17 protein-coding genes are annotated in these 23,681 nt (G+C 40.1%); 5 read left to right on the forward strand and 12 right to left on the reverse strand.

The window, feature by feature from the left end:
* Positions 1 to 143 precede the first annotated feature (143 nt).
* On the forward strand, positions 144 to 296 hold the full coding sequence (locus tag B9A18_RS25045; RefSeq protein WP_144009551.1) for a lmo0937 family membrane protein: 153 nt from the start codon (positions 144 to 146) through the stop codon (positions 294 to 296).
* 134 nt (positions 297 to 430) lie between these two features.
* Here B9A18_RS25045 and B9A18_RS19405 read toward each other — a convergent pair whose 3' ends face one another.
* Positions 431 to 2,110 carry a PNGase F N-terminal domain-containing protein gene (locus tag B9A18_RS19405; protein WP_084291204.1) on the reverse strand — a complete coding sequence of 560 codons (1,680 nt, stop codon included), beginning with the start codon at positions 2,108 to 2,110 and terminating at the stop codon, positions 431 to 433.
* A 240-nt stretch (positions 2,111 to 2,350) separates the two neighbouring features.
* Here B9A18_RS19405 and hepC (B9A18_RS19410) point away from each other — a divergent pair, with 240 nt between their 5' ends.
* Together hepC (B9A18_RS19410) and hepC (B9A18_RS19415) are read left to right on the forward strand one after the other, a co-directional pair.
* Positions 2,351 to 4,333 carry a heparin-sulfate lyase HepC gene (gene hepC / locus B9A18_RS19410; RefSeq protein WP_084291205.1) on the forward strand — a complete coding sequence of 661 codons (1,983 nt, stop codon included), beginning with the start codon at positions 2,351 to 2,353 and terminating at the stop codon, positions 4,331 to 4,333.
* A 14-nt stretch (positions 4,334 to 4,347) separates the two neighbouring features.
* Positions 4,348 to 6,327: a heparin-sulfate lyase HepC gene (hepC, locus tag B9A18_RS19415; protein WP_084291206.1), complete on the forward strand. Its 1,980-nt coding sequence runs from the start codon at positions 4,348 to 4,350 to the stop codon at positions 6,325 to 6,327.
* Between the two features lie 85 nt (positions 6,328 to 6,412).
* Here the strand turns inward: hepC (B9A18_RS19415) and B9A18_RS19420 are convergent, their stop codons facing one another.
* The 5 genes from B9A18_RS19420 to B9A18_RS19440 form a co-directional block, all read right to left on the reverse strand.
* Positions 6,413 to 7,528 carry a TlpA disulfide reductase family protein gene (locus B9A18_RS19420; RefSeq protein WP_084291207.1) on the reverse strand — a complete coding sequence of 372 codons (1,116 nt, stop codon included), beginning with the start codon at positions 7,526 to 7,528 and terminating at the stop codon, positions 6,413 to 6,415.
* Positions 7,529 to 7,558: 30 nt separating this feature from the next.
* A complete protein-coding gene (locus B9A18_RS19425; protein ID WP_159452702.1) occupies positions 7,559 to 8,941 on the reverse strand; it encodes a RagB/SusD family nutrient uptake outer membrane protein in 1,383 nt (460 codons plus the stop codon).
* A gap of 28 nt (positions 8,942 to 8,969) precedes the next feature.
* On the reverse strand, positions 8,970 to 12,497 hold the full coding sequence (locus B9A18_RS19430) for a SusC/RagA family TonB-linked outer membrane protein (RefSeq protein ID WP_084291209.1): 3,528 nt from the start codon (positions 12,495 to 12,497) through the stop codon (positions 8,970 to 8,972).
* Between the two features lie 121 nt (positions 12,498 to 12,618).
* Complete coding sequence (locus B9A18_RS19435) at positions 12,619 to 13,752, reverse strand: FecR family protein (protein ID WP_159452703.1); 1,134 nt, start codon at positions 13,750 to 13,752, stop codon at positions 12,619 to 12,621.
* Between the two features lie 69 nt (positions 13,753 to 13,821).
* The gene (locus tag B9A18_RS19440; RefSeq protein WP_084291296.1) at positions 13,822 to 14,385 is read right to left on the reverse strand and encodes an RNA polymerase sigma-70 factor; all 564 of its coding nucleotides are present in this window, start codon (positions 14,383 to 14,385) and stop codon (positions 13,822 to 13,824) included.
* 149 nt (positions 14,386 to 14,534) lie between these two features.
* Here B9A18_RS19440 and B9A18_RS19445 point away from each other — a divergent pair, with 149 nt between their 5' ends.
* Both B9A18_RS19445 and B9A18_RS19450 read left to right on the forward strand, forming a co-directional pair.
* Complete coding sequence (locus tag B9A18_RS19445) at positions 14,535 to 14,750, forward strand: DUF6965 family protein (RefSeq protein ID WP_084291211.1); 216 nt, start codon at positions 14,535 to 14,537, stop codon at positions 14,748 to 14,750.
* Positions 14,734 to 15,726: a Gfo/Idh/MocA family protein gene (locus tag B9A18_RS19450; protein ID WP_235005385.1), complete on the forward strand. Its 993-nt coding sequence runs from the start codon at positions 14,734 to 14,736 to the stop codon at positions 15,724 to 15,726. The genes B9A18_RS19445 and B9A18_RS19450 overlap by 17 nt, the downstream gene beginning before the upstream one ends.
* Before the next feature lie 84 nt (positions 15,727 to 15,810).
* Here the strand turns inward: B9A18_RS19450 and B9A18_RS19455 are convergent, their stop codons facing one another.
* The 6 genes from B9A18_RS19455 to B9A18_RS19480 form a co-directional block, all read right to left on the reverse strand.
* Complete coding sequence (locus tag B9A18_RS19455; RefSeq protein WP_084291213.1) at positions 15,811 to 18,366, reverse strand: adenosylcobalamin-dependent ribonucleoside-diphosphate reductase; 2,556 nt, start codon at positions 18,364 to 18,366, stop codon at positions 15,811 to 15,813.
* Positions 18,367 to 18,583: 217 nt separating this feature from the next.
* On the reverse strand, positions 18,584 to 18,943 hold the full coding sequence (locus B9A18_RS19460; protein WP_084291214.1) for a DUF2200 domain-containing protein: 360 nt from the start codon (positions 18,941 to 18,943) through the stop codon (positions 18,584 to 18,586).
* 136 nt (positions 18,944 to 19,079) lie between these two features.
* Positions 19,080 to 20,186, reverse strand: a complete 1,107-nt coding sequence (locus B9A18_RS19465) for an NADH:flavin oxidoreductase (protein WP_084291215.1) — start codon at positions 20,184 to 20,186, stop codon at positions 19,080 to 19,082.
* 13 nt (positions 20,187 to 20,199) lie between these two features.
* Complete coding sequence (locus tag B9A18_RS19470; RefSeq protein ID WP_084291297.1) at positions 20,200 to 20,499, reverse strand: ArsR/SmtB family transcription factor; 300 nt, start codon at positions 20,497 to 20,499, stop codon at positions 20,200 to 20,202.
* 211 nt (positions 20,500 to 20,710) lie between these two features.
* On the reverse strand, positions 20,711 to 22,426 hold the full coding sequence (locus B9A18_RS19475; protein WP_084291216.1) for a trypsin-like peptidase domain-containing protein: 1,716 nt from the start codon (positions 22,424 to 22,426) through the stop codon (positions 20,711 to 20,713).
* A gap of 106 nt (positions 22,427 to 22,532) precedes the next feature.
* Positions 22,533 to 23,675, reverse strand: coding sequence for a TlpA disulfide reductase family protein (locus B9A18_RS19480; protein WP_084291217.1), 1,143 nt, complete (start codon positions 23,673 to 23,675; stop codon positions 22,533 to 22,535).
* Positions 23,676 to 23,681: the final 6 nt, after the last annotated feature.

Genomic DNA, 23,681 nt, shown 5'->3' on the forward strand with positions numbered 1-23,681 from the left:
TAGTCATTTATTAGATGAACATTTTCATTACCCCAAAGTTGCAGTATGATTATGAAATCAACGTGAAATTCGGGATTTATTTCACAAAACATATCCCCGGTAGCAATGTTATACTTTATACTTTAACTAAAATCTAAAATATCATGGGAAATCTACTTTATACCATTGCAGTCATTTTGGTTATTATTTGGGCCATAAGTTTCCTCGGCGGTTTTTATACCGGCGGAATCATTCATATCCTGATCGTAATCGCTATCATAGCAATCGTTCTGGGTGTGATCCGGAGAGCAGCCTAATAAAATACTATGGGACAATTAAGCAATCGAACCATTGCCGTTTTATCGGAACAGTTAAAGATAAGATGATAGAGGAATTCTATCAAGAACGCTTGCCTTAACCTGATTAGATCTGATAGGAAACTAATGCGTTATTACTCTTTATCCCCAATTAATGTTCCTGATACATTCCAGGCACTAAAACTTCCACCTTCCGGTTTACCAAGTGGTATGGCTACCTGAAGGGTATGTTTTCCGGGTTTAAGATCCGGGAGGGGGATTTCTACAGGTAAAGTAATTGTTCCCGGACACCAGTTAGAACGGCTAAGATCAGATGATGATAAACCATTGCCAAAGTTTCCGGAAGCAGGATTTAAAAATCGATATGTGGCACAATCTTCTCTCCATGGGATAAAGTGATAGACTCTCTTGCCATCTACAAAAACTTCATTTTGTTTTGGTACAAATTCATCACCGCCGCCCCAGCCGCCGTGACCAGTTGTAAGATATCTCAATTTAAGATTCTTTACGCCCTGAGGTATATCAACAGTTACGGTAAGAGAATCCTGATCGAACATAGTTCCATACTCCTGCCCCGACATTTCCATTAGATTGGTTGTGTTAAATGCAGGCATAATCCATTTTTTCTCTTCTTTCTGACTTTCGCCTTCATAACCTGGATAATATTTGAAATAAAGACTCGCTTTGTGTCCACCTTTATCATAGTTCCCTATAAAAACACCAACCCATACTTCCCCTTGTAAGCGTGGCAACAATCCAGTTATATCCTGCTTGTAGACTACTGAATCTGCCCAATTGTACCCTTTTATTTTTGCCTGAGCATTAAAATGTTTCACACCAAAAGAGGTGAAAAACCGCATCAATTCCAGTGGGGGTAAATAGCTATCTGTAGCCGTAACGCCCTGATATTTCTTTCCGTTTCTGGCTGAATATATTGGTAAAGTCTGAATGCCATTTTGCAAAGCATTAAGGTAAGAAGTAGGCTTGTCGGTAGGAATCATAAATACAGATCCGGTACGATCATATGCATCCCCATTAGAGTGTTGTGCCAATTCAACAAATAACTGTTGACCTGCTTTTGTCGCCGGCAACTTTACTTTCTTTAAAATAATTGTTCCACCGGAGAAATGATAGGTAACATTTGATTGCTCTCCTTTGGGGTTTTCTGTTTTGTTGCCAAAGCTTATCTGTTCGTTGTTGAAAATCGTAACTGTTGTATAGCGACTTTCAATTATTTGTCGCTGGTAAGCTGGTTCGTCTAACACAGTACCCCAACCCTTTGGCCAGGCCAGCTCTTCTGCAGTCACTGTACGATACTCAATGTGCTTTGCAATAGTTTCAGAACTTCCATTGCGAATCGTTTTAAGTACCAAACCTATTCCCGGAGCAATAGAAATGCTGGGCGTTCCTTTAATTTTAAGATCATTTGTGTACCATACCTCTATGGTGTTTGAGCGAATAAATACTTTTGCTTTTTTGCAGGGAATACCGAGTATGGTATCTATTCCAGGAAGCAATTCAGCTTTTACATATTCAGAAAAGTTCTTCTTAAGTGTATAAGCGACACCATTACTATTTTGTACCTGGTAACTGGCTTTTTGAACCAACTGAAGATACTGCTGTTCCGTCTGACGACCCTGAGGTACCAGGTGTACCTGATTCCCTTTAACGAACATTTTTTGTTCAGCCTTTGATTCCTTACCATTGTTTTTAAACCCGTAAGTAACCACAGCCTCAGTAGCTTTCGTATTGATTTGTGAAAATGATGGGATACTGCTTAAAAATATAGCAACCCCTGGTAAAAGTGCCCTCATAAGGCCTAAGTTAAGGATTATTGTAAAACTAATTGAAAATTATGTAACGTAGAGATATACGCAGCATCCCAGGGCGTAAAATTGCCCATTGTGCTGTATTTAGATAGGACGGTTTAACAATTTAACCAATTTCAAAACATTTCTGCAGGAATTTAAAAGACTCTTCCTGTATTCTCCCCTACCTTCACTTTTAAAACCAAATAGCTGGTATGAAACAACAATTAGAAAACCACTAACCTCATGCACATACAAAGAATTATTCTGTTCACTGTTTTAATTATGTGTTCGCGAGGGATCTATGCACAAAAAACAAGTATTACTAAAGCGCAGTTTGACCATGTTAACCTGAACTATCCGGGACTGGAAAAAATCAATCAACTCTTTTTATCCGGTAAATACAATGATGCAGCCACAGAACTTTTAAAATACTACCGCAATCGTACCGGTGTGAAACATCTTGATTTTAATCCGGGCGATGCGCAAAAGTTTGCAGGCAAAAAAGTAAACGAGAATACGCTGGATCTGGCCAATGATATTTTGCGTCACAAATTTAAGCCCCACAAGGGCTATCCCGCTTATGATTACGGCAAAAACATCAACTGGCAATACCGCCCCGTGCAAGACCAATTGCTCACTACTTTTTTACACCGAACCGCATTTTGGGAGCCCCTGGGGGTTGCATATCGCCAAACAGCCGATGAACGATATGCCAGAGAGTGGATTTTTGAACTGCGCGACTGGGTTAGAAAAAATAGACAGGGTGCCTATCCTGATGACCAGGAATATGCATGGAAAGCCTTTGTCGTTTCCTTTAGGCTAAACCATTGGAGCGGCTATTTCAACCTGTTCCTCAACTCCCCTAACTTTACTCCGCAGTTTCTAATGGAGTTTTTAAACTCGTATAACGAGCAGGCTAATTACGTAGTGGCCAATTATACTGATATTGGCAACCACCGCTTGTACGAAGCCCTGCACCTCATGTACGCAGGCAGTACTTTTCCTGAAATGAAGACAGCTGCAGTCTGGCGGAAAAGCGGGATCGCCGTCTTAAACGAAGAACTTCCTAAACAAGTGTTGCCTGATGGCGTACAATTTGAGCTTTCTCCCTCCTACCATATAGGCAGCATAAAAATATTTTTGGATGCATTGCAGATTGCCAAAATGAACAGTGCTGAAAATGAATTTCCGGCAAGCTACCGTAACCTGGTAGAAAAAATGGTGATGGCCGTTGGCAAATATTCTTTCCCTGACTATACTTTTCCTCTGTATGGAAATGCTTTTTTAACAAACAAAGACGCCATGCTTAAAAGCTATAAAACCTGGGCACAGGTCTTTCCAGAGAACAAGGTGATTGAATATTACGCTACTGATGGATCTTCCGGAAAAAAGCCCGACTATCTATCCAGTCGGCTACCTGACGCCGGTTTTTATGCATTTAGAAACGGTTGGGATGCAAAAGCAACCGTAATGCAGATAAAAGCGGGGCCGCTGGCAGCATTTCATGCCCACCCAGATAATGGTACGTTTGAACTATGGGTAAAAGGCCGCAATTTTACCCCGGATGCTGGTAGCTTTGTATATGCCAATGTTGGCAACCAGGAAAACGTAAAAAGGGACTGGTACCGCTCTACAAAAGCTCACCAAACACTTACGCTGGACAACAGCAATACACTGATCAACAAGGCCCAATTGAACAAATGGGAAACCGAAAAAAACTTGGGTATTTTAAGCTATACTAATCCAAGTTATACCAATCTGAACCATCAGCGTACCTTTTTATTCATTGATCAAACTTATTTTCTGATCATTGATAAGGCTATAGGAACCGCTAAAGGAAATTTGGGTATTCATTACACCCTAAAAGAAGATAGCAAGCCTTTTTGCGACAATAAGAAAAACATGGTAAACACAAATTACGCCGATGGCAATAATCTTTTGATCCAATTATTGAATAAAGACAAGGTTAATTTAAATGAGGAAGAAAGCTTCGTATCCTATCAATACCAAAAAGAAACACTACGGCCTGCCTTTGTATTTGAAAAGCCTAAGAACGACCATAATACCCAAAGTTTTGTTTCCCTATTGTATCCTTACCAGGGTAGTTTAGTGCCCAATATAAAAGTTACGGAAAACACAGGTCACGATCCAGAAGCCGGAAAAATCAATTTGACCATCAACATCAATGGAAAAATCAATGCTATCAAACAAGATTTAAACCTATAAAATCCCCAACCAGCATGCAACTCAAAAAAACCATAAGTCTTTGCAGTCTGCTTATTTGTGCAGCACTCGGTAAGGCGCAAGATTCCCCGATCACAAAACAAAGCTTTGACCCCATTAATCTCAGCCATCCGGGTCTGGAAAAAACAAATCAGCTTTTTACGGCAGGCAAATATGATGATGCCGCTAAAGCCTTACTCGCGTACTATCGAAAAAAAAGCAAGGCTAAAGAACCTGATTTCAGCAATTCAGAGAAGCCTGCTAATATACACCAACCTGTGGAGCAGGCTACAAAGGAAATGGCCGACAAAGCTTTAATCCACCAGTTTCAGCCCCACAAGGGCTACGGTTATTTTGATTATGGCAAGGATATCAATTGGCAAATGTGGCCCGTAAAGGACAATGAAGTACGCTGGCAGTTGCACCGTGTAAAATGGTGGCAACCAATGGCCCTTGTTTATCACGCCACAGCCGATGAAAAATATGCTAAAGAATGGGTATTCCAATATAGTGATTGGGTTAGAAAAAATCCTTTGGGCCTCTCAAAGGATAACGATAGGTTTGTATGGCGCGCACTCGAAGTTTCGGACAGAGTACAAAGTCTGCCCCCAACATTTAGTCTGTTTGTAAACTCTCCCAATTTCAGTCCGGCCTTTTTAATGGAATTTTTAAAAAGCTACCATCAACAGGCAGATTATTTACCTTCAAATTATGCTGAAGTGGGAAACCATCGCTTATTTGAAGCACAACGTGTCTTATTTGCCGGTGTGTCGTTTCCTGAGTTTAAAGACGCTCAAAAATGGAGACAAAGTGGCATAACAGTGCTTAACACCGAAATCAAAAAACAGGTGTTTGCAGATGGGATGCAGTTTGAGCTCTCGCCGATTTACCATGTAGCGGCCATAGATATATTTCTAAAAGCTTACCGCTCTGCACAAAGGGTTAACCTGGAAAAAGAATTTCCACAATCCTACGTCAAAACTGTAGAAAATATGATTACGGCACTAATCAGTATTACCCTGCCAGATTATAACACGCCTATGTTTGGCGATTCCTGGATTATCGATAAAAAATTCAGGATGGAACAATTTGCTAGTTGGAATAAGGTTTTTCCAACAAACAAGGTCATAAAGTATTTGGCAACTGATGGCAGAGAAGGTCAGGCCCCAAACTTTTTATCCAAAGCATTAAGCAATTCGGGCTTTTATACATTTAGAAATGGATGGGATAAAAATGCTACTGTTATGGTGTTAAAAGCGAGTCCCCCTGGAGAATTTCATGCCCAGCCAGATAATGGAACTTTCGAACTTTTTATAAAGGGCAGGAACTTCACGCCTGATGCCGGCGTATTTGTATACAGTGGAGACGGAGCGATTATGAAACTACGAAACTGGTATCGCCAAACCCGTATACATAGCACACTAACCCTTGACAATCAGAATATGGTCATTACCAAGTCCCAGGAAAACAAATGGGAAACTGGTAAAAACCTTGATGTCCTTACTTTTACCAACCCAAGCTACCCGGAACTTAACCATCAGCGCAGCATGCTGTTCATTAATCAGCAATATTTTCTGATCATTGACAATGCTATCGGCAAAGCTACCGGAAATCTGGGCGTACACTGGCAACTGAAGGAAGATAGCAAACCCATTTTTGACAAGACCAAGAACAGGGTTCATACCACTTACGGAGATGGAAATAATTTATTAATTCAATCGCTAAATGCTGACAAAGTAGCTCTTAATGAAGAAGAAGGCAAGGTATCTTATGTGTACAATAAAGAGATGGCCAGACCTGCTTTCGTATTTGAAAAACTTAAAAAGGATACCAACTCACAAAAATTTGTTTCCGTAGTTTATCCTTACAATGGCGATAAAGTGCCAGAAATCAGTATCAAAGAAAATGCTGGAAACGATTATGAAAAGGGGAATATCGACCTTACCCTCAATATAAACGGGAAGCAGCAACAAATCAAAGCAAAACTCAATCGTTAATGAGTAGAGCCGCTGAGCATTTGCTCAGCGGCTCTTTTTTAGACTTTATTTTGGATTAAGTTTAATATTAATCTTTTCATTATAGTCATTTTAATATTTCAGCCAGTTTATCATGCAATTCCTGACCTTTCAGGTTCTTTGCTATGATCTTCCCAGAGGGATCAACCAATACATTCTGCGGAATAGCGTTAATTCCATATAACGTAGCTGCCTCATTCGGCATTTTCAAATCACACACCTGTTTCCATGGCAGTTTATCAGCTTTTACGGCCGCTAACCAGTTGTCCTTCATCATCTCTATATCTAGGGACACACCCAGAATTTCGAGTCCTTTAGGATGATATGCATTATAAGCTTTAAGCACGTTGGGGTTTTCGGCACGACAAGGCCCACACCAGGACGCCCAAAAATCAACAAGTACATATTTGCCTCTGTAGTCGGATAACTTCACTGGATTACCCTCAGTATCCTTTTGCGTGAACTCCGGAGCCATTTGTCCGATGGCCGTTGCTTTCATACCCGCTAACTGTCCCGCATATTCCTTACCAGATTTTGTCGCTTTTACCTGCGGCGATAATTTCGCATATAACGGAGCCACAACGCTGTACTCAGGAATAGGGCCGCCATACTTACTTAACGTATGCAGACTGATAAAACTATTAGGATTAGCTTTCGTAAAGGCGAGATAAACAACTTTTTGTTCAGCCTTAATCGCATCATTCCGCTTATCCAGATCTGCCATGAATACCTTGTCTTTTCGTTTGTCAACTGAGATCAGATTATATTCTTCGTCAACAACGACCATTTTCTGATTTGCAGGCTTTAATGCATTTTGAAGTTTTTCATAATCGGCATTGACTTTTGAGCCACTAATTTTTGCATTGGAGATGACATCATCAGGGCTGATCACCTGGATAGTCCCGGCATCTAAATAAACAGATAACCGCTCAGATTTACTGCTAAAACCTGTGCCTTTACGGTTGATTGTTAAAGTAGCTAAGACAGGTTCTTCAATTGTCCCTGTAAATTCAAACTGTCCGTCCTTTATGTCGACTGACTTGCTAATGAACGGAAGTGGACAATTCAAATAGGCTTTGGCACCCGTATTTAAACCTACCTTACCTTTTAGTATATATGTTTTGCTTTGTGCCACTAACGTACCGGGTACGAACAGCATTATATAAATCAATATTTTTTTCATGTATTATTTTTTCAATGTAATTGTTACTTTTTAAAGTGGGTTCTGCGTCCAGTCGGAGTTGTAATACATAACCTGTACTGGTATCTGCAGCGTATATTTGTTACTGCCGGGTGATAAGGTTGCAATAACCTCCCCCAAGCCGTTGTACCTATTTACAACTGGCATGCGCCCTTGGGCATCTAACCGTTTCATGTCAAACCAGCGTGTTCCGGTGTAAGCCATTTCAAAATTTCTTTCGGCCATTACTTTCTGAAATACCTGTTCTTTATCCGTCGAACTATATTTCTGATAACCGGCAACAGGGAAACGTTTTTTCCGTATCGCATCAAGTTCGTCACACGCTTTGGTTAAGTCATTCACCCTCGCGGCGGCCTCGGCGATTATTAACCGCATTTCAGCCACCGAAATTCCCCAATTAATATAGCCGCCTGCAATTGCACCAGCATGCCAAAATGTAGTTCTGCCTCTCACAGTAAAACTAAAGTCTCCAAGAAGACGATAGTAGAGCTTTAAACGCAGGTCTGTTTTATCAAAAGATTTCAAAAAATCAAGTGTGGGAATTTCACTGCCCAAATAGGAAATTCCGCCAAGTCTTGCATAAATAGCATCCGACCTTTTGATGAGGTGTGGAATACCTTTTGCATCGGCTAAAGGGGTATAATCTAAGATGATATTGGGGCCATTATTCAGTGCCAACTGTGCACTTTCACTTGCTTTTGCATAATTCCCCATATACAGGTATGTTCTTGCAAGCACACCATATGCGCTTGAAACACTACCACGGAAACGATTTATATTATTATTTATTGGCAAATCCGGAATTGCGGCAGTGATATCGCCTACGATACGATCATAAATTTGCTGTACTGTACTTCGGTCGGGTACTGGCTCAGTGACATCGATAGATGTCACAAAAGGTACGGCAAGATCCTGGCTTGCTGTGGCTGGGTTGTATGCCTTTCCATACAAATTTACCAGACCAAGGTATTCAAAGGCCCTGCCCAGTAAAGCTTCTGCTTTCAGCTTTTTCCGTTCCTGATCCGTTCCTCCTGTAGCCGCATCAATACCGGTAATCAGAGTATTATATAAGTAAATAGCCTTGTAGTAATTCTGCCACAAAGCAGCGTTTCCGGGAGCCTCCACTATAAACTGCGCCTGCCAGGTGTACACTCGATCTTCAGTACTGGTTAATGCAGTCGAAATAACAGGTTTGTCATTTTGATCAGATAGCAGGTTTAAGTCTGAAGGAAAAGATGTTTCAAGTTCAGTATTGTTCAACCATAAATCATAGTCTCTCACTGTTCTTAACATTTGCACCCCTTTGGGCGTTACATCCAGGTATTTATTACAGGACATCAATAGCAGGCCAAACAAAGCCATTACTGTCAGTCGATGATGTATATTTTGTTTCATTGCCTTAAATTTTATCATTTGAAAAAAATTAGAAATTAACATTTAGCGCCATCGTATAGGTAGGCGTTAGATAAGATTTTTCATAACTACGTGTAGCAGCACTGTAGTTTTCCTTGTTCATCGCCACAGTATAAAGGTTTGAAGCTTGCGCCCTGATTTCAAGGTTAGAAAGTCCTGCTTTTTTCAAAAGCTGGGTACCCCTCAGACTATAGGCAGCCGTAAGATCGCCAAGTGTAACATAGGCCCCGTTTAAATTGAACCGATCAGTAGCCTGCATGTAATTATTATAGTTACGATACTTTAATGCAGGAAGTACACCCGGTATATTTTCGTCTCCTGCCACTCTCCAATAATTGCCAGCGCCTTTCAGTGGGCGGGTTACGGAAGGATCCAATATTGGTATTTTTACACTGAAACCACCGAAATAATTGAGCATTGCGTAAACGTAAAAATTTCCAATATCTACCCTATTGCTTAAACCCAGGTTATAAGCAGGAATTGAAGGACCTACGTAATCGACATCATCTAATCCCGCATCATTCACATAAAAGTTCTTGGTATTACCATCTTTATCATAAATTAAAGCCTCTCCTTTACTGTCTACTCCGGCATAGCGATAGTTAAAAATAGCTCCGACAGCATAACCTTTCAGGTAACTGGTCCTGCCACCCGTAGCATACATAAAGGATCTGGCATTAGGCAGGATACTCGCATTGTGAACCTTTAATATTTTGCTCTTGTTATGTGAAAAAACAAACCCTGTATTCCAATTAAATGTCCTGCGATTCATCCAGTCAGCATGCAAACTAATTTCCAGACCATTATTCCGGATCGAACTCTCATTGATAATCGCTGAATTTATACCTTTAGTTGGATCAATTAGATTACTCGCCAGTAGTTCCTTACTTTTTTTAATGTAATAATCTATATTGCCCGTAATATTTTTGAATATCCGGTAATCCATACCAATATTTAAATTGTAGGTTTGTTCCCAACGGATCCTGCTATTTGCCGGTGATAAAAGAGAAAGCATGGCTTGCGTATTGTCAAACTGATTTAACCCCGCTTTGGCAATCACTTCAGGCAGCGCATTTTTCGCGACATTTCCATTAAATCCCAGAGCCGATCTGATTTTAAAGGAATTGATCCATTCTTGGTTCTGAATAAATTTTTCTCTATCAATATTCCATCCAGCTCCGATAGACCAGGCAGGTTTATAACGGTTTTTCGGGTCGGAGCCAAACAAGTTAGATTGATCAATACGTGCACTTCCGGTCAGCGAATATTTATTCCTAAAAGAATAAACCGCGTTGAAATAAGCTGAAAGAAAGCGGTCTTCGTCATAAGTCTGTGCAAATAAGCCGTCATAGGAAATAGCTGGATTCGATTTTGCGTAAGGGGTAACAAAAGCCGTATTTTGTATGGTAATATAATTTACAGGCCTTTGCAGTAAGGTTTCATCGCTGTAACCAAAGTTACCGCTCGAATTCGATTTATTTAGTACACGTCTTACTTCTGAACCAAATATCAGGTTAAGCGAATGATCTTCAGTGATTCGCTTATTATAGTTGACTTGAGCGCGAATGGTATAACTTTCGGTACTTGCCGCAATTTGGCTTAAATAGCTTCCTTTAGGCAAATTATAAATCAATCCATTCGTTCCACTTTCTGTATAACGGTTAACGAATTGCCTTACCTGGGTCGAATTTTCACTAGCCAAATGCCTGGTATCTGTACGTGCAGTTTCGTATACTGCTCCAAGGTTAATATTTAGGCCTTGTCCCAAGTCATAACGAAAATTTGTGGTCACTCTGTTATTGACCGTATGGATGCGATCGCTAACCTCATTAATATCTCTTACAGGATAATTCATGTTGTCAAATAACCCCAAAGACATAATCATTTTATTATAAAACGGATTCATGTAAGAGCCTGAAAATATAGGCATAGGATTCCCATTCTCGTCCTGCAAACGCTCATAGGTATAGAGGTTGTTGATTTTTGGTATAGGAACTGAATTTGATTTTGATTCTTGAAAATTAGTATTTAACTCCATCGAAAATCGTTTTGAAAACTTTAGGTTCAAACGACCTGACAGTCCAAAACGATTATTACCATTTTTAATTTGTGATAAGTCGCTATCGTTATAATTAGCAGTGATGTAATAAAGTACATTCTCCGTGCCACCTGAAAAATCTAAATTATAAGTTTGAGTAGCTGCCGTTTGCAAAAACAAACGCCCATACTCTGCGGCGTTGTCATAATTTCCAAGTTTGGTAAATTGTCTGTCTGCTTCTTCTTTAGTAATTACACCTGCTGCTTGCTGCGCCATGATGTTTACGGGAGGAGTAAAGATACTTATACTTCCTGCAGCGACATTGTTCATCAAAAGCCAGGATAATAAGGCCGATGTTCCATTGGTTTCTTTGGCAAAATTAACAGCTATATTTGCCCCATCCTTATCCCAACGATAACGCTCATAATTCTCTTTGGGTGTGAGACTGAGTGTAGAACGAAAACCGATACTTGTTTTACCCACTTTGGCTTTTTTTCTTTCGATGACAATGACACCGTTAGAAGCTCGCACACCATAAATAGCTGAAGCTGCAGCATCCTTTAGAACCGTGACAGATTCAATTTCGTTCGGATTAATCGTAGCCAGGGAAAGTTCAGTAGGATAGCCGTCCATCACAATCAATGGTTGCTTACTTCCATTAATGGTAGAAATCCCCCTGATCTGAAAAAGACTATTCCCTTCAAATTCGATATCGTTGTTAATCAGCAAACCAGGAATTTTACTCTGTAATCCCGTTAAAAAGTCAGTAGTATTGATACGGCTATCATATTCTTTATGTCCAATAACTGAAGCTGCACCAGTGCTTTGTTCCAGTTTGATCTGCTGGTAACCGGTAGAGATGGTCACCTCATCCAGCTTACTTTCAACAGGCTCAAGCTTCACGTCAATGGTTCTTTTGCTACCAATAACTACTTCTTTAACAGCATATCCTAGATAACGAAATATAAGGGTATCCTCATCATCTACACTCATCAATACATAATGTCCATCTTTATCCGTTTTGGTGGCGGTAGCACTTTTTCCCTTTACTATAATCGTTACCCCCGGGATTGGTTTGCCCTTCTCGTCCCTAACCGTTCCTTCTATTCTAACAGGCACATGTTTTTCAAGCGGTGCTGAAATTATTCTGGCGGTAATGACTACAGAATTATTGACCACCTTGTATTGAAAAGGCTGTCCCACAAGGCTTTCCTCTAGCACAGCTGCAAGACTAGCATTTTTCACGTTCAGAGAAACAGGCGGTAACTTCCTGATCAGGTCATTGTTGTAAAAGAAATCATATCCGGCTTGCTTCTGGATTTCCTTAAAAACCCTTTCCAGCGTAATTTGCTTATTGGTTATGGTAATCTGGGCACGTGAGGTTGCGTTAACTTGTAATAAGCCAAAAAAAATCAGCAAAGTGGTGAGCTTCATAGTCAACAGTATTTTATAGGCATAGGGCTTCATCCCATGCTTTATAGCATGTAAAATTTCATACATTTGTTATTAGGTTTAGTGTGATTGATAATTGTTTACGAGCAATAATTAATAATGAAACCTAATTGATCAGGGGCGGTTCGAACGCCTCTGATTTTTTAAAGCTTCATGTGTGGGACAGGGATTAAGTCTTTACAATAAGCTTCCTCCCTTCCATCTTAAACCTTACGTTTCCGGTTGCTTCCATAATTTCGAGCGCTATTTTTATACCTTTTGAACGGGAAATCATCCCGTTAAACTTTTTATTTGAAGGCTTCCCAACAAATACCACTTCGACATCATACCAGCGGGAAATCTGTCGCATTACACTTTCCAGATTTTCATCGTTAAACTGGAAATATCCGTTCTTCCAGGCTACTGCTTCATCAGCATCGACAGTTTGCTGTCCGGAAAGTACTCCATTACTATTCAGACTCTCCTGCATTGGCTTTAATACCATTTTATTTTTAACTGTCGATACCATGATTGATCCTTCTAACAGCGTCGTTTTTGTAAATGGTTCATCATCATATCCATTCACGTTAAAATGTGTACCTAACACTTCCACTATCTGTCCTTTGCTTTTTACTTTAAAAGGATGACTGCGGTCTTTTGCTACTTCGAAGTAAGCTTCACCTTCCAACTCTACCACTCTTTGTTCTTTTGAGTATGCCACAGGATAACGTAATGTGGATGCTGAATTTAGCCAGACTCTCGTTCCATCAGACAAGTTAACCCTATAAGTTCCGCCCCTGGGTGTTTCAATCTTATTGAACTCCAGTTGGGTTCCATTTAATGCGGACTTTAATTTTTCATAGCTAATAATGCCATTGGCAGCATTAGACACAGCAATATTTGCCTCCTTACTAATGAGACCATGGGCCGTATCCAGAATTATCCTTTTACCATCGGCTAGGGTTAATATAGCTTTGTTTCCTCCCGGGACAACAACCGCTTGTTTAGCTAAATCCTTTTGCGAACTGTTCAGGAAATAAAAACCAGCAGCAACCGAGCCAATTAAAATTATCGAAGCGGCAATCCTGGTTATCCATAAACGAATATTGGCCCTTGCCGGAGGGATTAGCTGCTGATTAATATTTTCTATCATTTGTTCTCTCAACAGATTTACTCCTTCTGTATCCATTGGAGTAGCCTCTGACTGCTGAAACTGACGATAAATTACATTATATCTCCTGATTTCCTCATCAGTCGCAGCACCTTCACTAATCCGTGATGCCAGATTAAGAATTTCTGTTTTGTCAAGATGTATTTTCCCCATATACATACAAGTCACTTCAAAACAGCATACCCCCCAAAAAAAATAAATACTTTTTTTATTTAAAGAGAATTACACCAAAAAACAATAGAAATATAGATTACCTAATGCCTTTTTTAATCTTTTTAAAGCAATGGTCATCTGGTTTTCTACCGTTTTTTCCGAAATATCAAGCTTTAACGCAATTTCTTTATTACTTAAATGCTCGTTTCTACTTAAAAAGAATATTTCCCGACACTTTGGAGGTAAAGAAGAGGTAGCCTGATGGATAAACTGTTTCAATTGTAACAATTCGAGCTGATCATCAGGGTAATAATAATCCAGATTTACTTTTTGTGCCTCCGTAAAAAACACTTCTTTCACTTTTTCATGTCGAATGCTGTTAGCCACTTTATATTTAACAGCATTCATCAGGTATGATTTTAAAGAAGTAATCTCAATGTGATAGCGATGTTCCCAAAATTTGATAAAAATTTCTTGTACCAGGTCGCGCGTTAAGTCATTGTCTTTCAAAATGAAAAAACCTGCCTGGTACATATGTCGCCAGTAACGATGATAAATTTCTTCAAAAGCCTCCCTACTGTCTTGCTTTAAGAAAGACTGTAGCTCCAGATCAGTAGCGGAACTTAAACTCATAAGCAGCAAACTTATTGTATTTGAGTTAAACTCGCAATACTTATAAAAAATTGGTTTCAGACATCCATCTCCCCAAACAAACAGCAATCGCAATACCGCCATTGTTCCAAAAAAAGTAAATATAAAGGCTTTTTCTTAACTTCGCCCCTATGACAGCAGAAGATTGGGAAGCAGCATTCCACGGCATAGAATTACCAGAAACAGCACAGTTAGATACCGGAGTTATAATCACCGATGTTCAGGGATTTTTGGAGAAATCTTTCACCATCTTAAGAGGAGGTAATGCCCGGGTATGCGAACCTGTGGGCTGGCGATTGCAAAGGCTATTGGATATTGTGAATGCAGCTAATGGAATTAATGAGTAAATCGCTTAATAAGATCATTCGCTGGGGTATTATTGGTTGTGGCAGCGTTTCGCATCGATTTATGCAGGGATTACAAGAAATACCAGATGCGCAAATGGCAGCAACCTGGTCAAGAAGTCCTGAATCCGTAAAATCTTTTGTTGATAAATATGGAGGTAAAACCTGCTCGAATATTGATGAGTTGTTGGCAAGCGATATTGATGCGATTTACATAGCCACCCTGCCTGACAGTCATGCTTTCTATAGCATTGCGGCACTGAAGGCCGGCAAACATGTTTTATGTGAGAAGCCGGCATCTATAAACCTCATTAATTTAGAAGAGGTACTCAAAGTAGCTAAAGAACAAAACCTTCTGTTTATGGAGGGAATGAAACCCCCATTCTATCCGTTGTACAGGAAAATAAAAGAACATCTACTAACGGACCCAATTGGTGAAATAGGATATTTGCGGGCTGGATCTTCTGTAACCGATATCAAGGAAGGCCATCCAAGCTTAAGTCATGAGCTTGCTGGAGGCAGTATCATGGCAATTGGAATTTATGAGGCTTTTTTAGCGGTTGACTGGCTTGGCGATACCAAACAAGTTCAGGCGATGGGCAGACTCGGCAGCACAGCGGTTGATATGTTTTCCATTTTTCAAACTGAACATGAAGGCGGTTACGGACAATTTTATACTGGCTTTGATCTGCATGGTAAAGGCGATGCCCTCATTTGCGGCACCTTAGGAAACATAACTATTCACAAAAACTGGTGGAACCCTGCTTTAGCCACCATTGACTATCGGGACGGCCGCATCGTTGAATTGGATATTCCCTTTGCAGCGGGTGGTTTTAATTACGAAATAGAGCATTTTTGTCAACTGATCAACAACAACATATTAGAAAGTCCTGTCATCAATCATGATATGTCCAGACAAATGATAGCCATGCTGGATAAAGTGCGTGCTCATGTAGGATTAAGGTTTAATGGAGAGTGAGGTAAACTCCAAAGAAAAGTACCCCTACCAACTGGAAAGGGTACTTTTTCATAATCTTTATTTGAGAAATTTTAGACTTGAGGACTAGCCACATTTTGACGAACCACAATCCTTACAAGTCAGACATCCTTCCTGGTAATGCAGGTTGGTAGAGTTACAATTCTGACACTGCTGCTTATTTGCAGCAGTTCCATCAGGAACGTAGCGTTTTAGCGCACGAGCAACCCCATTTTTCCAGGTATTTATGGCTTCATCCAACTGCAGACTGTTAATTAGATCTACCACTTTTTCAATAGGCATACTGTGTCTCAATGTACTAGATATCAATTTGGCATAATTCCAATACTCAGGGTTAAACTTGTAAGACAACCCCTCTATTGTTGTTTTATGACCACGTTTGTTCTTGTACTGAAAGTCGTATCGTGAACTGCCATCGGCTTCGCGACTTTTAATGATTACACCATCATTAACCCATCTTGGCAATAAAATACCGTCTTCATCATCCACAAATCCAGTGAATATTTCATAAGGCTTTCCATCTATTAAGCCGATAAAGGCAATCCATTTATCTTTACTGTTCTGAAAACGCACTACATCAGCTGCCAAAATTGTCGGTCTTGTAGTTGAAAATGTGTGTTGACTTTCCGCTTGTGTCTCTTCAGCTTTAGGTGCGTCATTAGAAATAAGGACTCCCGAACGTGAACCATCTCTATAAACAGTCACCCCTTTACACCCTGATTTCCAAGCTTCCATGTAGACTGCGCCAACCAATTCTTCAGTTACATCTGAAGGCATATTGATCGTTACACTGATGGAGTGATCAATCCATTTTTGGATTTCACCCTGCATCTTAACCTTTTTCAAATAATCAACATCATTTGAAGTAGATTTATAATATGGGGAGAGTTCGACAAGCTTATCCAACTCTTTTTGCGCGTAGTTTTTGGTAAGGTCATGACCGTTTACTTCCATCCATTGCTTAAAGCGAGGGTGGAAAACCACATATTCTTCCCAGGAATCACCCACCTCGTCTACAAAATCCACACGTGCATCTTTGTCGTTCGGATTTACTTTCCTTCTCCTTTTGTATACCGGCATAAACACAGGCTCAATTCCAGAGCTGGTTTGCGACATCAGACTGGTTGTTCCAGTAGGTGCAATCGTTAACAAAGCAATGTTACGTCGGCCATACTCTATCATATCGTTGTACAAACCGGGATCAGCAATTTTCAGGCGCTGTATAAATGGGTTATTCTCTTCCCGTTTAGCATCAAATATCGTGAAGGCACCTCTTTCTTTTGCAGTGATTACAGAAGAACGGTAAGCTTCAAGGGCGATGGTTTTGTGGATCTCCACAGCAAATGCCGTTCCTTCATCGCTACCATAACGTAGTCCCATTGCAGCAAGCATATCGCCTTCAGCAGTAATGCCAATACCTGTTCTTCTTCCTTCTTTAGCCTTGGTTTGGATATTTAACCAAAGATTCATCTCAGTACGCTTAAGTTCTTCCCTTTCAGGATCTTCAGCTATCTTTTCAAGAATTGCATCAATCTTCTCCAACTCCAGATCGATGATGTCGTCCATCATACGTTGCGCAGCATGGATATGTTGTTTAAACAACTCCCAGTTGAAATAAGCCTCGGAAGTAAAAGGTTTTTCTACATAAGAGAAGAGATTGATCGCCAGCAATCGGCAGGAATCATAAGGACATAATGGGATTTCACCACACGGATTAGTAGAAACCGTTTGATAACCTAGATCTGCATAACAATCTGGTACAGACTCTCTTAAAATAGTATCCCAGAATAGAATACCAGGCTCTGCTGAACGCCATGCGTTGTGGACAATTTTCTTCCACAATTGTGTTGGGTCTATATTTTTCTGGTAAACGGGATTACTGCTGTTTATCGGATATTGTTGCTGATAAGATTCACCGGAAGCCACAGCATTCATGAATGCATCATCAATACGCACCGAAACATTTGCACCGGTTACTTTTCCCTGCTCCATTTTTGCATCAATAAAATCTTCCGAATCGGGATGTTTAATCGCAACAGAAAGCATCAGTGCACCTCTCCTGCCATCTTGTGCCACTTCACGGGTAGAATTAGAGTAACGCTCCATAAAAGGAACAATACCAGTAGAAGTTAATGCTGAATTCTTTACAGGTGATCCTTTAGGACGGATATGTGATAGGTCATGCCCCACGCCACCACGTCTTTTCATTAACTGCACTTGCTCCTGATCAATTTTCATGATTCCTCCGTAAGAGTCGGAATCGCCATCATTACCAATCACGAAACAGTTGGAAAGTGAGGCGATCTGATGCGGGTTACCAATACCTGTCATCGGACTACCCTGGGGAATGATATATTTAAAGTTCCTGATCAATTCAAACACTTCGGTTTCTGATAAAGGGTTTGGATATCTTTCCTCTATACGAGCTATCTCACCTGCAATTCGATGATGCATATCATCAGGAGTGCCTTCATAAATTGTACCAGCAGAATCCTTTAGTGCGTACTTATTTACCCATACACGCGCCGCAAGGTCATCGCCCTGAAAATAGTCAAGAGATTTGCGATAGGCTTCATCAGTAGTGTAAGTGACTTGGGCTTGTTCCAGGGCTTCGGCTTTCATAATATTTAGCGTTTTTTTAAGTAAAGAATAGATTACAAAGATACTTATTTGACAACCGAACGCAAGAACTATATTTTTAAAGTTTCAAGAAAAATCACACAACTCTTTGTTCTTTAATTATTTAAGTTTTTCAAGATTACAAAAAGTTTACAAATTTTTAAAACTACAAAAATAAAAAACTTACATTTAAAACCTTAACAACCAATCTTCCAGGCTATTACTTCCTTAAGATCTTATCTATCACCTTACCCTTTGCCAATTCATCAATCAGCTTATCTAAATAACGCACCTTTTGTATGAGTTGGTCTTCAATTTCTTCCACGCGATAACCGCAGATTACACCGATAATTTTTGAAACATTTGGATTTATTTGTGGTGCCTGGGTAAAAAAGGTTTCAAAATCGGTTTTATTGTCGATATGCTGTTGCAATGTTTCTTTATCATACCCTGTCAACCAAAATATGATCTCATCAACTTCAGCTTTTGTGCGTCCTTTTTTCTCCGCTTTTTGAATGTAATGTGGATAAACACCTGCAAAAGACATTTTATATACTCTTGTGTTATTATTACTATTCATTGTAACTGTTATTAATTCTCAATTTACGCTTATAATTTATGTAATTCTACCTAATCAACATAACAAAAATCTTTTTTAAACGAAGGCCGTATCGCAAATTATGTGATACGGTCTTTACTTGTTTTAAAAATACTGGTTAATCTAAAACCAGCTCACTAAGCGCAGCTTTGGTAAAGCCTTTTAACTCACCTAAATGCCCTCCTCTAATTTTCTTTACCCAATTTGGATCTGCCAGCAATGGCCTTCCTACCGCTACAAGGTCAAAATCACCTCTATCCATACGACGCATCAATTCCTCTAATGAACTTGGTTCAGAACTTTCTCCTGCAAAAGCAGCTAAAAATTCGCCGTTCAAACCTACAGAACCCACTGTAATTGTTGCCTTTCCGGTTATTTTTTTTGCCCATCCGGCGAAGTTCAGGTCGGAACCTTCAAACTCCGGTTCCCAGAAACGACGTTGTGAGCAATGGAAAATATCTACTCCTGCATCAGCCATGGGGGTTAACCAGGCTTCCAATTCTTCCCGTGTTTTTGCCATTTGGTTGGTATAATCGGCAGGTTTCCATTGCGACAAACGAAGAATGATTGCGAAATCTTCCCCCACTTGTCTCCGCACTTCTTTGATCACTTCAATCGCAAAACGACTGCGCTCTTGCAAGGTTTTACCTCCATAACCATCTGTGCGCAGATTTGTGCCCTCCCAGAAGAACTGATCAATCAAATAACCATGGGCACCATGAATCTCAACAGTATCAAATCCCAAACGTTTTGCATCAGCCGCTGCCCGGCCATAGGCAAGAATCGCTTCGGTAATGTCGTTTTCAGTCATGGTATTTCCATTGTTAAAGCCCGGCCTGTTCAAGCCTGAAGGACCTTCAAAAGGTTCAGATGGCAGCCAACCAGAATGGTGGTTGTCCATAATACCCATGTGCCAGATCTGAGGCCCCATTTTCCCTCCTGCTGAATGAACGCTTCTAATCACGTTCTCCCATCCGAATAGGGCCGCTGTTCCATGGAAACGAGGGACATTAGCATCATTGGAAGAAGCAATCCGGTCAATCACTGTTCCTTCAGAAAGAATCAGGCCAACCTCACCTTCCGCTCTTTTCTGATAATAAGCGGCCACATCTGAAGTAGGGATTCCATTTGGAGAGAAGGACCGCGTCATTGGGGCCATTACAATTCTGTTCTTTATATTTAATGATTTCAGACTAAACGGTCTGAATAAATTGTCAGTATTCATATGCATATATTATTTAAATATCGGATTGGATAATTTTGCTCAACTCCTCAAAGGCTGCTTCATTACGTTTGTAATAAGTCCATTGTCCTACCCTCGTTGATTCGACCAGGCCAGCCCGTTGAAGAATAGATAAATATTCAGAAACAGTAGATTGGGTTAGTCCTGCTTTTTTTTGGATCTCTCCAACACAAACCCCAACTTCAAATCCAGCATGAACTTGCGCCGGAAAACTCACTTCAGGATCTTTCAACCACTGAAGGATCTCCAACCTAGTCTTATTGGAAAGTGCTTTAAATACCTCTAACTGTTTTATATTCATAACACAAATGTACATCGACTTTTTCCGATATCCCTATTAAGTATAAAGAGATGACAGCCCGATGATAATATCGGATATTCCCGATATACGAGCGGTTTCTTTTTGAATCTTATGATTCTCGCATTAATCCGCTCTTTAACAGCAGAGATGTGAATATCTCTACACGATCCGGTTTCGTACCAACCATTGCTATCGCCACACAGTACTATGGCACTGCCATCAGATTGCTTTGATAATCCCCAATCAACCTTAGTACCACGACTGCAGGAATAACAAGTGTGGTTGTTCTACTGGAACGCGCGATATTAATGCCACGGAAACTATTGTTAATATCAAAAACGGGACCACCACATTCGTCAGGTTTGACTTTGGCATCATGACTAAATACCTGGTTAAATCCATCACGCCTTATGCTTTTACCTCCTGAGAATTGTTCTGCAGGATGATTTGACAAAGGTGGCCTATAGAAGTCCAAAGTCAAGTTTTTCGAATACAAACTATCCGAACGCTTTATTTTAAATTTAAGATGATCATATGGCCAGAACTTCACAAGCTCTGCTCCGTAATCTTCGGGCTTATTTATAGCTATTCCATTAATACTTAAGACCTGATCACCTACCTCTATACCACTTACTCCGGCTGGAGAATTGGGTTGCACCGCGGTAATCACAATATTGGCCTCTTTGAATGTCGCCATAGCACCTAAATATCCAATACTAAATCTTTTTGGAGATTTAAAATGCATACTTCCGATAATACTGATCTGATCAGGTTGATCTGATTGTGGAGAAATCAGGAATTCACCAAGTTTCTGAAATGTTAAACTATCCCTATTAAACTGTTTTAATTGTATCCCTCCCTTAATTGTGGATAGCGGCTGCAACAAAACAAGGTCATTTTCGGGGTCACGCGAAATAACTTTAAGGACAAAAGATTTGTTTTCGGCTAATACAATTGGATGATCGCCGATTAACGAACTTTTGCTGATTATAAGGCTACTAAAAATATTGCTACCGGCAGACCTTTGAGGCACGGATAATAAAGTTCCATTGACATGTTGTTCTTTGCCGTTCATCATACTGCTGATACGTAAACAACTCACCTTTAACTGAGTAGACTGAGGTGCAAAGCTAAGCTGTAGATCTTTGAGACCAGGGCTATTCATAATAGCTGATCGATGTGGATCATTGCCAATAGCATCTTCAATTGAAGGGAGTGAGCTATAGGTTTTAAGGATGTTTAAGGCTGTCCAGTACTTTCGGTAAAAGTCGACGGGGATTTCATAATTATCATCTTCAACGATTCCGATTGCACTGTGTAAAGCGATAACCCGTCCTAAATGATCAAACAACGGACCTCCAGAGTCTCCCGGCTCCATGATACACGTAGACTGTATAAACCCAAACTCATTTTTTTTATTAGTAATCCGGCCAAACCTAATGGTGGGCAGTGGTTGATTTAATGTTTCCGGGTAAGCGATACTTAAACATGGTTCGTCCAACTTTAACGAAGATGACCAGCCCATTTCGGCATGAGGCCAAACAGCTTCCCCGATCATTTTCATGATAGCAACATCAGGGAAGTTCTTATTTTCGGCAAACTCAATTTCACCAAGCCCTAATGCAATATGCGATTTCCCATTGGGGAAAGTGACTAAATAAGTATTACCCGGCTGGTTCACGTGTGCCGCTGTTAATATATGGCCTTCGGCAGTAACAACAACTCCACTAAACTGCGCACTTGTCTGAACTTTTTTTAAAGTATCAAAACCCCATATTCTTACACTGGCACCATAGGCTTTTTCTATAGCTATGCGTAGTGTTTTTTGTAATTTTTTGGGATGAAAATTTTGACCATAAGATTGGGCACATAGCAACAGCAAGAATACAGTTGTTTTAAATGTATTTTTAATAACTATCATTTACAGTTTTAAAAGGTACCCTTTGATTTAATTATATGTTGGGCATTACTAGCCCGGCAATGTCATATAGCATTGTCCGGGCAGTATGCAGTGGCAGAAGTATCTATTAATTCAGTAATTCAGCTAGTTTTTTATTGAGCACTTCACCCATTAAATGACTGCCAATGATCTTACCGTCCGGCGCGATTAAAAAGTTAGCCGGTACGCCCGATATACCATACACCTTTCGTGCGTCACTTTCCCATCCTTTGAGGTCGGAAACCTGAGGCCAGGTTAAGCCATCTTTTTTAATGGCCTCAATCCATTTGGCCTTATCGTGATCTACAGAAACACCCAGAATCTCAAATCCCTTATCTTTATATACTGCATATTGTTTCAGCAAATTAGGACTTTCAGCACGGCATGGAGAACACCAACTGGCCCAAAACTCAACCAACACATATTTCCCTTTAAAATCTGATAGTGATACGGCTTTACCATTTACATCTTTTTGTGTGAAATCAGGCGCCTTTGAGCCCAGAGCAGTTACTGTAGTGGAATTTAGAATTTTATAAAGACCCTGACCAGTATAAGATAACCTAAGCGGCTCACTTAGTTTATTAAATAATGGCAATATAACGTCTGATTTGATACCATATCCGCTAACAGATTCTGACAAAGCCTGTAACGCAAAATAAGAATCCGGGTTTACTTTTGCAAAAGCCAGCATCTTTTCACCTCTTGATTTTCTGAATGCCTGCACTTGTTTGTCAAGGGACTTGAAATAAAGTGAATCTTTTTGTTGTTCAGGTGTGGCCCTGCTAATGGCTACATTGGCATTGTGGTGTACGGTCATCACAGTAGGACCGACTTCTTTATCGAAAGCCTGTAGTTCATTATAAACCTTAGAGCCTGTCCATCTCGCATTGTAAAGTGAATCCGCAGAATTGATCTGGATGTTTTCCTTACCAAAGGAAACGTAAATTACATCCCCCAAGCCTTTGGTACCATAAATTTCTTTATCTCTGATGCCCTCACGGGATAAGGTCATCCTGGAAGAGGCAATTCCTGCTATATTCCCTGTAAATTTGAATGTTCCGTTCACAAAGGTTGCGGAATCCGATTTTCCCTTTCCTTCTGAACTATAGTCAATATAGATCTTTGCAGGTGCATTCAGGTTACCTATTTTACCTGTAATGGTAAAATCCGGTTTTTGTGCTATTGCCATAAAAGGTGCTATGGCGATGGCTATCAATAATTTTAGTTTCATTATGTA

The organism is Pedobacter nyackensis (assembly GCF_900176505.1).
Lineage (GTDB): Bacteria > Bacteroidota > Bacteroidia > Sphingobacteriales > Sphingobacteriaceae > Pedobacter > Pedobacter nyackensis.

Coding starts and splice junctions, on each gene's coding strand:
- B9A18_RS25045 (WP_144009551.1), top strand. CDS start 144: ATGGGAAATCTACTTTATACCATTGCAGTCATTTTGGTTATTATTTGG.
- B9A18_RS19405 (WP_084291204.1), bottom strand. CDS start 2,110: ATGAGGGCACTTTTACCAGGGGTTGCTATATTTTTAAGCAGTATCCCA.
- hepC (WP_084291205.1), top strand. CDS start 2,351: ATGCACATACAAAGAATTATTCTGTTCACTGTTTTAATTATGTGTTCG.
- hepC (WP_084291206.1), top strand. CDS start 4,348: ATGCAACTCAAAAAAACCATAAGTCTTTGCAGTCTGCTTATTTGTGCA.
- B9A18_RS19420 (WP_084291207.1), bottom strand. CDS start 7,528: ATGAAAAAAATATTGATTTATATAATGCTGTTCGTACCCGGTACGTTA.
- B9A18_RS19425 (WP_159452702.1), bottom strand. CDS start 8,941: ATGAAACAAAATATACATCATCGACTGACAGTAATGGCTTTGTTTGGC.
- B9A18_RS19430 (WP_084291209.1), bottom strand. CDS start 12,497: ATGTATGAAATTTTACATGCTATAAAGCATGGGATGAAGCCCTATGCC.
- B9A18_RS19435 (WP_159452703.1), bottom strand. CDS start 13,752: ATGGGGAAAATACATCTTGACAAAACAGAAATTCTTAATCTGGCATCA.
- B9A18_RS19440 (WP_084291296.1), bottom strand. CDS start 14,385: ATGAGTTTAAGTTCCGCTACTGATCTGGAGCTACAGTCTTTCTTAAAG.
- B9A18_RS19445 (WP_084291211.1), top strand. CDS start 14,535: ATGACAGCAGAAGATTGGGAAGCAGCATTCCACGGCATAGAATTACCA.
- B9A18_RS19450 (WP_235005385.1), top strand. CDS start 14,734: ATGGAATTAATGAGTAAATCGCTTAATAAGATCATTCGCTGGGGTATT.
- B9A18_RS19455 (WP_084291213.1), bottom strand. CDS start 18,366: ATGAAAGCCGAAGCCCTGGAACAAGCCCAAGTCACTTACACTACTGAT.
- B9A18_RS19460 (WP_084291214.1), bottom strand. CDS start 18,943: ATGAATAGTAATAATAACACAAGAGTATATAAAATGTCTTTTGCAGGT.
- B9A18_RS19465 (WP_084291215.1), bottom strand. CDS start 20,186: ATGAATACTGACAATTTATTCAGACCGTTTAGTCTGAAATCATTAAAT.
- B9A18_RS19475 (WP_084291216.1), bottom strand. CDS start 22,426: ATGATAGTTATTAAAAATACATTTAAAACAACTGTATTCTTGCTGTTG.
- B9A18_RS19480 (WP_084291217.1), bottom strand. CDS start 23,675: ATGAAACTAAAATTATTGATAGCCATCGCCATAGCACCTTTTATGGCA.